The sequence below is a fragment of the Cloacibacterium sp. Arc13 genome, from assembly GCF_041431305.1.
GTDB classification, from domain to species: domain Bacteria; phylum Bacteroidota; class Bacteroidia; order Flavobacteriales; family Weeksellaceae; genus Cloacibacterium; species Cloacibacterium caeni_B.
In genome coordinates this window covers 54,385-67,319 of the sequence record NZ_JASMRM010000017.1, presented here as the reverse complement: position 1 = coordinate 67,319, position 12,935 = coordinate 54,385, and the positions used below count along the sequence as shown (strand labels likewise).

11 protein-coding genes are annotated in these 12,935 nt (G+C 33.7%); 7 read left to right on the top strand and 4 right to left on the bottom strand.

Annotated features, from left to right (window positions below; translation table 11 throughout):
* Window positions 1-163: 163 nt before the first annotated feature.
* Window positions 164-2,590: a DUF5916 domain-containing protein gene (locus tag QO190_RS11700; protein ID WP_371463371.1), complete on the top strand. Its 2,427-nt coding sequence runs from the start codon at window positions 164-166 to the stop codon at window positions 2,588-2,590.
* Window positions 2,591-2,665: 75 nt separating this feature from the next.
* Here the strand turns inward: QO190_RS11700 and pheS are convergent, their stop codons facing one another.
* Complete coding sequence (gene pheS / locus QO190_RS11695) at window positions 2,666-3,676, bottom strand: phenylalanine--tRNA ligase subunit alpha (protein ID WP_371463373.1); 1,011 nt, start codon at window positions 3,674-3,676, stop codon at window positions 2,666-2,668.
* Window positions 3,677-3,832: 156 nt separating this feature from the next.
* Window positions 3,833-4,489: a YceI family protein gene (locus QO190_RS11690; protein WP_371463374.1), complete on the bottom strand. Its 657-nt coding sequence runs from the start codon at window positions 4,487-4,489 to the stop codon at window positions 3,833-3,835.
* 91 nt (window positions 4,490-4,580) lie between these two features.
* On the opposite strand from QO190_RS11690, the gene QO190_RS11685 reads away from it, so the two are divergent.
* On the top strand, window positions 4,581-5,519 hold the full coding sequence (locus QO190_RS11685) for a sulfate/molybdate ABC transporter ATP-binding protein (protein ID WP_371463376.1): 939 nt from the start codon (window positions 4,581-4,583) through the stop codon (window positions 5,517-5,519).
* Between the two features lie 306 nt (window positions 5,520-5,825).
* On the opposite strand, the gene QO190_RS11680 is transcribed toward QO190_RS11685, so the two are convergent.
* Together QO190_RS11680 and QO190_RS11675 are read right to left on the bottom strand one after the other, a co-directional pair.
* Window positions 5,826-6,158 carry a zinc ribbon domain-containing protein YjdM gene (locus QO190_RS11680; RefSeq protein ID WP_069799390.1) on the bottom strand — a complete coding sequence of 111 codons (333 nt, stop codon included), beginning with the start codon at window positions 6,156-6,158 and terminating at the stop codon, window positions 5,826-5,828.
* A 24-nt stretch (window positions 6,159-6,182) separates the two neighbouring features.
* Window positions 6,183-6,926 (bottom strand): DUF3575 domain-containing protein, encoded by a 744-nt coding sequence (locus QO190_RS11675; RefSeq protein WP_371463378.1) that lies wholly within the window; start codon window positions 6,924-6,926, stop codon window positions 6,183-6,185.
* 241 nt (window positions 6,927-7,167) lie between these two features.
* On the opposite strand from QO190_RS11675, the gene QO190_RS11670 reads away from it, so the two are divergent.
* From QO190_RS11670 to QO190_RS11650, 5 genes are all read left to right on the top strand, one after another.
* Window positions 7,168-8,370: an RsmB/NOP family class I SAM-dependent RNA methyltransferase gene (locus tag QO190_RS11670; protein WP_371463380.1), complete on the top strand. Its 1,203-nt coding sequence runs from the start codon at window positions 7,168-7,170 to the stop codon at window positions 8,368-8,370.
* A gap of 248 nt (window positions 8,371-8,618) precedes the next feature.
* Window positions 8,619-10,289, top strand: a complete 1,671-nt coding sequence (asnB, locus tag QO190_RS11665) for an asparagine synthase B (protein ID WP_371463382.1) — start codon at window positions 8,619-8,621, stop codon at window positions 10,287-10,289.
* A 164-nt stretch (window positions 10,290-10,453) separates the two neighbouring features.
* Window positions 10,454-11,329, top strand: coding sequence for a carbon-nitrogen hydrolase (locus tag QO190_RS11660; RefSeq protein WP_371463384.1), 876 nt, complete (start codon window positions 10,454-10,456; stop codon window positions 11,327-11,329).
* Between the two features lie 141 nt (window positions 11,330-11,470).
* A complete protein-coding gene (locus QO190_RS11655; protein ID WP_371463386.1) occupies window positions 11,471-11,833 on the top strand; it encodes a four helix bundle protein in 363 nt (120 codons plus the stop codon).
* The gene (locus QO190_RS11650; protein WP_371463388.1) at window positions 11,826-12,923 is read left to right on the top strand and encodes an agmatine/peptidylarginine deiminase; all 1,098 of its coding nucleotides are present in this window, start codon (window positions 11,826-11,828) and stop codon (window positions 12,921-12,923) included. The genes QO190_RS11655 and QO190_RS11650 overlap by 8 nt, the downstream gene beginning before the upstream one ends.
* Window positions 12,924-12,935: the final 12 nt, after the last annotated feature.

The window sequence follows — 12,935 nt, the reverse complement described above, 5'->3', positions numbered from 1 at the left end:
ATCGTAACAGAATTAATTCTGCTACGATTTAACTATATTTGAATTATTAATGAGTCAACCTTTTTTAGGACAACTCACTTAATGTAATAAAACTAAAAGATTAGTTGTTCTAATTGAAACAAATGAAAATTTTTTGCAACTAATTTCTTTAAATAAAAAATACATGAAAGTCCAAATCATCATCTTGTTCACTTTTCTTTTTGTCAGTTTTTCCTCGGCACAAGAAGAAAAAACCGAAAACATTACCCGGAAAACCATCAACGCGGTAAGAGTGGAAAAAGCGCCAAAGATTGATGGAATTCTTGATGATGAGATTTGGAAAAACGCACCTATTGCCAATGATTTTATAGAACTAAGACCTAATAATGGCAAAGCTGAAAATCCTGATTTCAAAACAGAAGTAAAAGTCGCTTATGACGATACCGGGATTTATGTTTCTGCGATGATGTATGACAAAGAACCTTCTAAAATCGGGAAAGAACTCACTGAAAGAGACAATATAGGAAATGATGATTTTTTCGTACTTTTTATTAATGGATATAATGATAAACAGCAGAGTTTAGAGTTATTCGTAACTGCAGCAGGTGTACAAGCAGATAGCAAAATTACCAATCAAAATGGCGAAGATTTTTCATGGAACGGAATTTGGTATTCTGGCGTGAAAATTTTAGAAAACGGTTGGTCTGTTGAGATGAAAATCCCATATTTCGAGATGAGATTTCCTAAAAGCGAAAAACAACAGTGGGGAATTAATTTTTTCAGACAAATCAATAGATTGCAAACCGCTTATACATGGAATCATGTGAATAATCAAAAAGGTAGTTTCTTATTGTATGACGGTATTCTAAACGGTGTAGAAAATATTCAAACACCTACCAGATTGTCATTCCTTCCCTATTTTTCGAGTTATGTAAATTATTTTGACGGAAAAACCACTACCAACATCAATGGTGGAATGGATGTGAAATATGGAATTAATGACGCTTTTACACTTGACACCACTTTGATTCCAGATTTTGGACAAACCAATTTTGATGCTACCGTTTTAAATTTGGGACCATTTGAACAACAGTTCAGCGAACAGCGATCGTTTTTCAATGAAGGAACAGAGCTTTTCAACAAAGGAAATATGTTTTATTCCAGAAGAATTGGTGGTTTCCCAAGTAAGTTTCCTCAACTTGCAGCCGATGAAGAATTTGCAGAAAATCCAGAAAAAGTAAAACTTTTTAACGCTACTAAAATTTCAGGAAGAACCAAAAAAGGCTTAGGAATTGGATTTTTCAATGCCATTACCGAAAAAACGGAAGCTTCCATCAGAAATATCAACACTGGCGAAATCAGAAAAGAAGTAACAGAACCTTTGGCGAATTACAATGTCTTTGTTTTAGACCAAAGATTTCGCGAAAATTCTTCGGTTTCCCTCATCAATACAAGTGTGATGAGAAGCGGAGATTTCAGAGATGCTAATGCAACTGGAGTTTTCCTAGATTTAACCAATAAGAAAAATACATTTTCTGTATTCGGTTCTACAGAGGGAAGTTGGGTTTTCGAAAATCAAAAACAAAAATTTGGTTTCGAAGGAAATGCTGGTTTTAACCAAATTATTAAAGGTCATCAATTCGGCGCAGAAGTTTTCTTGAGAGATAAAAATTATGATATTAACGACCTTGGATTTACTGGACAAACCAATTATGTGAATTATAGTGCGAATTACAATTACCGTTATTTGCAACCAAAAGGCAATATCAATCAATTGAATTACAGCCTTAGAGTAAACAATAACAGAAGATTAGAAACCGATTTATTTGCAGATTTCGTGATTCACCAAAATTTACAAATTACCAATAAAAAGTTTTTCAATTTCGGAGGTGGATTGATGGTAAAACCACTTGGAACCAATGATATTTACGAACCGAGAACCTTCGGAAAATATCTTTTCATTCCGGCAATGTATAATCCATGGGTTTTTGCCAATACAGACGAAAGAAAAAAATTCAAAATCGGTGGTTTTGTAGAATTTTATAAATACAATGAAGACAAGAGAATTACGTACATGTCAGAAATCAATACCCGATATCGATTTAATGACCATTTCTCTATTTTCCACACTTTAAATTATGCTAATTTCAATAATGAAACAGGGTTTGTAGGAAAAGATGCCACGAATATTTTCATTGGCCGAAGATTAAGAAATTCTGTGGAAAATAGCGTTTCTTCTCAATATACTTTTAATGAAAAAATGGCGATTAATCTTACTTTCCGTCATTATTTTTCAGAAGTTGCTTACAGACAATTTTACACGTTAAAAGATAATGGAGAACTCAATCCAGACAATAGTTTTGCCGAAAACAAAGACGGAACCTTCAATTCATGGAATCTAGATTTACGCTACAGTTGGTGGTTTGCGCCAGGTTCGCAGCTGACTTTACTGTACAGAAATCAAGCTGAGAATTTCTTAGATGTAGCCAGATTAAGCATGAGAGATAATTTTGACCGATTGTTTAATGAACCTATGATTAACAATCTTTCGCTCAGAATTACCTATTTCTTAGATTACAACAGAGCAAAAAATTGGTTCAAAAAATCTTAAAAATAAAAAAGCGTTCAAAAAATTTTGAACGCTTTCTTTTTATCATTTCTGAAAATTTCAATAATAAATTCTAATTTATAAATGCCCGAATTGCTCTAGCATTCTCTTATCATTTTCGAAGAACATTCTGATGTCTCCCAATTGATAAAGCAACATTACGATTCTCTCAATTCCCATTCCGAATGCGTAACCAGAGTATTTATCCGCATCGATATTTACATTTTTAAGAACGGCAGGATCTACCATACCGCAACCCATAATTTCTAACCAACCGGTTCCTTTGGTAATTCTGTAATCGGTTTCAGAATTCAATCCCCAATAAACATCTACTTCTGCACTTGGCTCTGTAAAAGGGAAATAAGAAGGTCTCATTCTGATTTTTGATTTTCCGAAAAGTTCTGTAGTGAAAAACTGTAAAGTTTGTTTCAAATCTGCAAAACTCACGTTTTCATCAATATATAAACCTTCTATTTGGTGGAAAATACAGTGTGAACGAGAAGAAATAGCTTCGTTACGAAAAACTCTTCCCGGAGAAAGAATTCTAATTGGTGGCTGATTTTCTTCCATGTGACGAATCTGCACCGAAGAAGTATGCGTTCTTAATAAAACATCTGGATTTTGCTCAATGAAGAACGTATCTTGCATATCTCTTGCTGGATGATATTCTGGTAAATTAAGCGCAGTAAAGTTATGCCAATCATCTTCTATTTCTGGTCCATCAGAAACTGCAAAACCAATAGATTTAAAAATCTCAATAATTCTGCCTTTCACTAAATTAATAGGATGACGAGAACCCAATTCCAATGGAAAAGCAGGTTTCGTAAGGTCTTCTTTTTCTAAAATAAATTGGCTAGAAGTAGCTTCTTTCAACTCTTCTAACTTAGTATTCACGGCTTGTTTGAGTGTATTGATTTTTTGACCAAATTCTTTTTTCTGTTCATTCGGAACTTCTTTAAATTTTTCGAAAAAATCATTTAAAATTCCTTTTTTCCCATTGAATTTGATACGAAATTGTTCAATTTCGTCTTTGTTAGTAGAAGTAAAACCTTGCACTTCTTTCAATAACTCATCTATCTTATCTAACATTGGTTTGCTTTATAGAATTGCAAAAATACGGATTTTAATTTTTAACCACAAAAACCATCACAGAATAATCCCGAACTTAAGTCATAAAAAAAGAACTCACAAAACTGCGAGTTCCTATTTTTTTTCACTTGGTTATTTTTACTTGGCTCTTGAAAATTACTTGCTTTCTAAAGCTTTTACCAAAATCTGAAGATTAATTTCTTTGTTCAGCAAACCATTTTCTAGAGGAAGCTCAAATTTCAACCCGAAATCTTCTCTGTTAATATCTGTTGGTTCACTTGCAATGCTTACATTTCCGTCTGCTACCGTTACATTTGCTTTAAACTGAACTGGTTTTGTGATGCCTTTAATCGTAAGATTTCCTTCTAAAAGCGTGTTGTAATCTCCAGCTGCATTTTCGGTTACTTTGGTAATTTCATAAGAAGCGGTAGGAAATTTTTCTACCTCGAAGAAATCTCCACTTTTCAGATGACCTTCTAATTTAGCTTTCATTTCTTGGTCATCTTTTAAATCTATATTTTCTAGCGTGGTAATATCTGCCACGAATTTTCCTGATTGCAGTTTACCATCTTTTACGGTAACATCTCCACTTTCAAATTTTATAGAACCGAAATGTGTGGTCTGATCCGACTTTAGCACTTTATAACCTTTCCACTCTATTCTACTGTTCATGGTGTCTACTTTGTAGAGCACACCATCAGTTTCGGTTAAAACTTCATTCGCTTCGCTGGTTACAGGTTTATCTTTTCCACAAGAAATCACCAAAAAAGAGAGCGCTAAAATCCCCAAAACTCTATATAAATTCTTTTTCATTTTTAACTAATTTTTATCATTTTACTTCTGCTAAAGTAAGAAATTTCTCTTCAAATTTTCAAAAATTCTTTTATTATGCTTATTTTTGTATATGCTTTTGAATGTTAGAAACTTATATTTCGGTTACAAACCCGGAACTTTACTTTTCAGAAATATCAATCTTTCTGTAGAAAAAGGTAAAATTATTGCTTTGGCTGGCGAATCTGGCTGTGGAAAATCTACTCTTCTTAATATTATTTACGGTTTGTTTGATTGGCAAAGCGGAGAAATTTATTTGGAAGACGAAAGACTTTTCGGACCGAAAGGAAACATTGTCCCAGGCGAACTCGGCATGAAGTTGGTTTCTCAAAATTATGATTTAATGCCTTATCTTACTGTGGCCGAAAATATTGGGAAATTTATTTCTAACACCAATCTTTCAGAGAAAAAGAAAAAAATTCAGGAGCTTTTACAAGTAGTTGGACTAGAAGATTACGCGCATGTTTTGCCAAAAAATTTAAGTGGTGGTCAGCAACAGCGCGTTGCGATTGCGAGAGCGCTTTCTGTAATGCCAAAACTGCTTTTATTAGACGAACCTTTCAGTAATTTGGATTATTCCAGAAAAATGGAATTGAGAGAGCGTTTGTTTAATTATGCTAAAGAACATGAACTTTCTGTGATGATTTCTACTCACGAAATTCAAGAAATCCTTCCTTGGACAGACCAAATCATTGTACTACAAGAAGGAAGATTGATTCAAAATGACAATGCTGAAGAAACTTTCAGAAATCCTTACAACGCATACGTAGCAAAACTTTTGGGTGAAGTAAACACAATCTCCGAAGAAGAAAAATCTGTACTCAACGTTTCTAAAAATTATTTCTTTCCGCATCAAGTAAAACTCACCGAAAATGGTTTAGATGCTCAAATTGTAGAAAGCAGATTTGCAGGAAACCATTATTGGAACAAGATTTTAGTTCATAATATTCCGCTTGTTATGTATTCAGAAAACAAATTGGAGGGAAATATTAAGGTTGAGATTAAGGATTAGGTAAAGGTAAAGGTTGAGTTTAAAATTCATCGTTTAGAACATCCAACTAAAATTTCATTTTATTTCTAGAAAATTTATTAATTTTGTCTTCCCTGAAAAACGTAAGGAAATTTTTGGTTAATTCTCTTTCTGCCTTGATGGACTGAAATTAGATTCGTTTCATACGAACAATCAAAGTCTTAGAAAAGAACCCTGCCAAATCTTTCCTTTATTTTATGCATAAAAAAACACAAAGATAAAATCCTTGCGTTTCATTTTTTTATTACAAATGAAAATCAGAGATTCTCATCTTAGCTTTTTAAAATATTAAGCTTTCTTTACAAATTCAGACTTCAATGCCATTGCTCCGAAACCATCTATTTTACAATCGATATTGTGATCAGAACCTGGTCTTAATCTAATATTTTTCACCTTAGTTCCCGCTTTTACAGGTTTTGGCGCGCCTTTCACAGGCAAATCTTTAATAACTACTACAGAATCACCATTTTGCAATTCGTTTCCGTTGCTATCGAAAATTTTATCTTCTGCACCTACTTCTGCAGGATCAAACTCATGGAAACATTGGCTGCAAACCAAAAGATTGTCTTGTTCGTAGGTAAATTCGCTGCCACATTTTGGGCAAGGCATTAATTCACTCATTTTTTAATTTTTTGCAAAGATACTTTAAAATCTGTAACCTAAAGAAATCCCTGCTCTTAAACCAGCCCAAGGTCCGTCTACTTTTAGATTAGCACCATTTGCATTTACAGTAGCTTTGTATTTTACCACTGGAATATCTAAGTTGTCTAATTCATCCTGAACTTGCTGTTGCTCAACTGAAGTTAATGTTCTATCTGTAATACCATCTAGATCTCCGGTTGATGTTCCATAATGAGCACCTAAAAACCATGCATCTAAAACGAAATTATCTTTTTTGCCTAAAAACCATTGCGCACCGATTAATAAACCTGCGCTGTGAGCTGTAGAATTTCCTTTGAAAGTAACATCTACGGTATCATACACTACTCCATTGATTTCCATATCGATGGTTTCTGTAAAATTAGAAACTTTGAAGGTAAAATATCTATAATAAGGAGCTAAATAAAAACCTTGTCCATAACCTTTTTTCCCTAAATAAAATCTGGTCTCTAAAGTAGCGTTGCTTCCACCGAGTTCTACTTCTTCGAAGTTCACCTCACTATCATTGGGTAAAAGTGAAGAAAATGGCAATTTACCTTCTGGTATCATTCCATAACTTACAGACAGTGAAAATGTTTTGGCAAAAACTCTTTCATAATTCAATTGAAAATTCTTAAAAGCAAAAGCAGTAACATTGGTTTTGATAATGTTCTTTCTTTGCGTGTCATTTTCTTGAGCATTCATACTTAAACTCAGTAAAAATAATGTTCCTAATAGTAGTTTTCTCATTTATTTTGATTTTCGGCAAATATAATTTTTTAAACATAACGAAAACACTCTTTTATTGATTTTTTCCTTCTATATTACTATTTATTAACATAAAAAAAACATTTTTTAAAGCCTAGAATGAAAAATCAGAAACCAATCATTGCTAAAAGTAAAAAATCTCCAAAATTGAAATGATCAAATAATTCCGTATTTTTGCAGAAATTTTAGGTTTAAAATCTAAAATTCATAATTTAATATTCGTATGCAACTTATCCACAGAAATCTACTCATCGGTATTCACGATGCACTACAAGAAACTTTTTTCGAAAAAAATAAATACGCAGATAAAGTTATAGAAAGACTTTTGAAGGCTCATAAAAAATGGGGAAGCGAAGACAGAAAGGTAGTTTCTGAAATTTTCTACAACATTATCCGTTGGAAAAAACGCCTAGAATATTACATTGGAGAAGGCGCAAAACCTAATAACATTTACAGACTTATTCTAGCTTATTTGCTTTGGAGCGAAACAGAATATAAAAAATTCGAAGAGTTTCAAGGGATAAAAGTTGCGGATATTATTACCAAATTGAAGAAAGGAACCGTTCCTACTAAAGCTTTTGAACATTCTATTCCAGATTGGTTGGTAGAAACTTTAGAAAAAGAACTTGGTGAAAACTGGGAAAAAGAAATGATTGCGCTTAATGAACAAGCGCCAACTATTTTGCGTGCCAATTCTTTGAAAACCTCAACAAAACACTTAATCGAAGAACTGAAACACGAAAATGTAGAAAGTTTTCAAGTTCCGGGCTTCGAAAATGCAGTACAGTTAGAAGAAAAGAAAAATGTGTTCTTAACTTCAGCTTTTAAAGATGGCTTTTTTGAAGTACAAGATGCTGGTTCCCAAAAAATTGGAGAATTTCTAGATGTAAAACCAGGAATGCGGGTAGTAGATGCTTGTGCTGGAGCTGGTGGAAAAACGCTTCACCTTGCTGCTTTGATGGAAAACAAAGGTCAAATCATTGCCATGGATATTCACGGTTGGAAATTAGCCGAACTGAAACGTAGAGCAAAAAGAGCGGGAGCTCACAATATAGAAACCAGAGAAATTACAGATAATAAAGTCATCAAAAGATTACACGAAAAGGCAGACAGACTTTTGATAGACGCGCCATGTTCTGGTTTAGGCGTTTTAAAAAGAAACCCAGATTCTAAATGGAAAATTGACCAAGATTTCATCGATAGAATTAGAAAAGAGCAAGAAACCATTCTTCAAGATTATTCTAAAATCATTAAAAAAGGTGGAAAAATGGTTTACGCCACTTGTTCTATCTTGCCAAGTGAAAACAATGAACAGGTTCAAAACTTCTTGAAAAATAATTCTGATTTCAAATTAATAAAAGAAGAAAAAGTAATGCCAAGTACAGGTTTTGACGGATTTTATATGGCGCTGATTGAGAGAGTTTAAAAAAATTTCAAAATATAGCTTCTAAAGCAACCTTTTTGTAAGGTTGCTTTTTTTGTTTTTTTTCAACTTAAAAAAATTCGCATCCTTGTTTCAAAACAAGCGTTTAAATTAAAATATTTCTAAAATAAAATTAATTAGTTAAAATTATTAATCAATTTTAATATTTTATTTTTATTTATAAACTTTAATTCTACTTTTGCATACGAAACGTAAACATTTAATCAACTTTTAAAATATTTATATAAGATATGTGCGGAATTGTATGCTTGTTTGATGCGAAACAAAAAACAGACGCTCTGCGTCCTCAGATATTAGAAATGTCTAAAAAAATTAGACACCGCGGTCCAGATTGGAGCGGAATTTTCCAATCAGAAAAAACTGTTTTTTCTCACGAAAGATTAGCAATTGTAGACCCAACTTCAGGGAAACAACCTTTATTTACCAAAGACGGAAAAGTAGTTCTTGCTGTGAATGGCGAAATCTACAACCACCAAGAACTCAGAAAAGAATTCCCAGATTATGAATTCCTTACTCAGTCTGATTGTGAAGTTATCTTGGCACTTTATAGAAAATACGGCAAAGATTTTATTGAAAAACTCAACGGGATTTTTGCATTTTCACTTTATGATATCGAAAATGATATTTATTTAATCGCAAGAGATCACATGGGAATTTGTCCGCTTTATCAAGGTTGGGACAAACACGGAAACTATTATGTAGCTTCTGAACTGAAAGCTTTAGAAGGCGTTTGCAATAAAATAGAAACTTTTTTACCAGGACATTTTGTTTATAGCAAAGACGGTCAAGAATTACAACAATGGTACAAAAGAGATTGGGAAGATTTTGATAATGTAAAAGATAACGAAACCAGCATCGCAGCTATTAGAAAAGGATTGGAAGAAGCTGTACACAGACAAATGATGAGTGACGTTCCTTATGGAGTTTTACTTTCTGGCGGACTTGATTCTTCTATTATTTCGGCAATTGCTGCAAAATATGCCAAAAAACGTATTGAAAGTGGAGACGAACAAGAAGCTTGGTACCCAAGATTACACAGTTTTGCGGTAGGTTTAGAAGGTTCACCGGATTTGGCGGCTGCACAAAAAGCAGCAGAACACATCGGTTCTGTTCACCACGAAATCCACTTTACCGTTCAAGAAGGTTTAGATGCGGTTCGTGATGTTATTTATCACCTAGAAACGTATGATGTAACCACAGTAAGAGCTTCTACACCAATGTATTTAATGGCGAGAGTGATTAAATCCATGGGAATTAAAATGGTACTTTCTGGTGAAGGAAGCGATGAACTTTTTGGTGGATATTTATATTTTCACAAAGCTCCCAATGCTAAAGAATTCCATGATGAAACGGTAAGAAAACTAGGAAAATTACACTTGTACGATTGTTTGAGAGCCAACAAAGCATTGATGAGTTGGGGAATTGAAGGAAGAGTTCCTTTCTTAGACAAAGAATTTATGGATATTGCTATGACCGTAAATCCAGCGGATAAAATGGTTACTGCTCACGAACCCAAAATTGAAAAATGGTTATTGAGAAAAGCATTTGAAGATTTGTTACCAGAATCGATTGCTTGGAGACAAAAAGAACAGTTTTCTGACGGTGTAGGTTATAGCTGGATTGACACTTTAAAGGAAGTTGCCGAAAAAGAAGTGACTGATGAAATGATGGCGAATGCAAAATTCCGTTTTCCACAAAATACTCCTCAAAACAAAGAAGAATACAGATACAGAACTATTTTTGAGGAGCATTTCCCAAGTGAAACCGCTGCTTTAACCGTTCCTTCCGTTCCATCAGTAGCTTGTTCTACGCCAATTGCTTTGGAATGGGACGAAGCTTTCAAAAAAATGAATGATCCGAGCGGAAGAGCCGTAATTTCCGTTCATGAAGATTCTTATTAGAAATTGTTATTCAAAATTTGATATGAAGAGAAGTCTGTTCTAAAATTAGGGCAGGCTTTTTTGTAATTTATAAGACTAAAAACCATAATTTGATTAAGCATTAAAAAAATCATATTTTTGCATAGAATTTGTATCAAAATAGAAATTTAAAAATTCCAAAAAAAATGTCAAAAGTAAAAGTAGGCACAGTGCAAATGACCTGTGTAAAAGATAAAGAAACCAACTTGCAAAAAGCCATCGAAAAAATAAGAGAAGCTGCTGCAAAAGGTGCTCAAATTGTTTGTTTACAAGAACTTTTCACGTCACTTTATTTTTGTGATGTAGAAGATTACGATAATTTCGATTTGGCAGAAGCCATTCCTGGACCTTCTACCAATGCTTTGAGTGAAGTTGCCAAAGAATTAGGCGTGGTAATTATTGCTTCCCTTTTCGAGAAAAGAGCGCAAGGTTTGTACCACAACACCACTGCAATTTTAGATGCAGACGGAACTTATCTTGGAAAATACAGAAAAATGCACATTCCGGATGATCCTGCTTTTTACGAAAAATTCTATTTTACGCCTGGAGATTTAGGTTATAAAGTTTTTCAGACCAAATTTGCAAAAATTGGCGTTCTGATTTGTTGGGATCAGTGGTATCCAGAAGCTTCTAGAATCACTGCATTGATGGGAGCTGATATCCTCTTTTACCCTACCGCAATTGGTTGGGCAACAGACCAAGACGAAGAAACCAACGCAGACCAATACAACGCTTGGCAAACCATACAAAGAAGTCACGCTGTTGCAAATGGAGTCCCTGTTGTTTCTGTAAACCGAGTTGGCTTTGAGCAAGATGGCGCTATGAAATTCTGGGGCGGAAGTTTCGTTGCTAATGCACAAGGTAAATTATTGTATCTCGCTTCTCACGACCAAGAAGAAGTAGTAGTTACTGAATTAGATTTATCTCAAACTGATTATTTCAGAAAACACTGGCCTTTCCTTAGAGATAGAAGAATAGATTCTTATCAACCTATTGTTAAAAGATTTATTGACGAGGAATAAAGTCGGGAAGTTGGGAAGTCAGTAAGACAGGAAGATGAAAAGTGATTATTTTTGCCTTTCAACTTAAATAAATTGTTAAATACATTCAAATATTAGTACTTCCATACTTTTTTTGGACTTCAGACATTTAAATAAAAAACTATGGCTTTTAAATTTGAAAAATTATTAGTTTGGCAAAAGTCAGTTGATTTATCATCTGAAATACATTTATTAACTAAAAATTTCCCTAAAGAAGAGCTATATATTTTAACTTCTCAAATAAAAAGAGCTGCAGATTCAGTTTCACTAAATATTGCAGAAGGATCAACAGGGCAAACAAATCCGGAATTTAAAAGATTCCTTTCTATTGCTCTTCGCTCTGCTATAGAAGTGGTTGGATGTTTACATCTTGCCTACAAAAGAGAAATTATTTCAGAACAAATATTACACAATTTTTCTAAAAAATGCGAAGAAATTGTGGTAATGATTAATGCCTTAAAAAAATCATTAGATAAAAATGAATAACGAAAATCATCTTTCTGACTTTCCGACTTCCGGACATTCGGACATTCATAAAACCCCGAAATCACAAGGCTACATTTTCCCAGCAGAATGGGAAGAACACGAAGCTACTTGGCTTTCTTGGCCTCATAAGGAAGAATCTTGGCCAGGTAAATTAGAAGAAATTTATCCTTATTACTGTCAATTTATTAAAATTCTTTCCGAAGACGAATTCGTGAGAATTAATGTAAAAGACGAAGAAATGAGAAAATTTGCGATGGATTGTATCATGCAAGCTGGTGCAAATCTCGAAAATATTGAATTCTATTTCCACGAAACCAACGATGCATGGTGCAGAGATCACGGTCCCGCTTTTTTGATTAATAAAAATGGTGAAGAACCAGAAAAAGCAATCGTAGATTGGGGTTATAATGCTTGGGGAAATAAATATCCTCCATTTGATTTGGATGATGTAATTCCTACAAAAATCGGAAAGGAATTTGACATTCCTGTTTTTCATCCAGGAATCGTAATGGAAGGTGGAAGCGTAGAATTTAACGGGAAAGGCACTATTTTGACTTCAAAATCTTGTCTTTTGAATAAAAATAGAAATCCTCATCTTTCAAAAGAAGAAATTGAAGAATATCTTAAAAATTATTACGGACAAGAGCAAGTTCTTTGGGTAAGTGACGGAATTATTGGTGATGACACTGATGGACATATTGATGACACCGTTCGTTTTGTGAATGAAAACACTGTTTTAACCGTTGTAGAAGACAATCCTGAAGACGAAAACTACGAAATCTTGCAAACCAACCTCAGAGAATTGCAAGAAATGAAACTTTTAGATGGCTCTCCTTTAAATATTATTGAATTGCCAATGCCAGATCCTGTAATTTGGGAAGACCAAAGATTGCCAGCTTCTTATGCTAATTTTTACATCTCGAACAAGCACGTTATTGTGCCAACTTACAGATGTGATAAGGACGAAAAAGCATTAGAAATTATCCAAAACTGTTTCCCAGAAAGAAAAGTGGTAGGTATAGATTCCACAGAAATTATTTGGGGATTGGGCAGTTTTCATTGTTTAAGCCAACAAGAACCATTAGTATAAACTATCAAAACC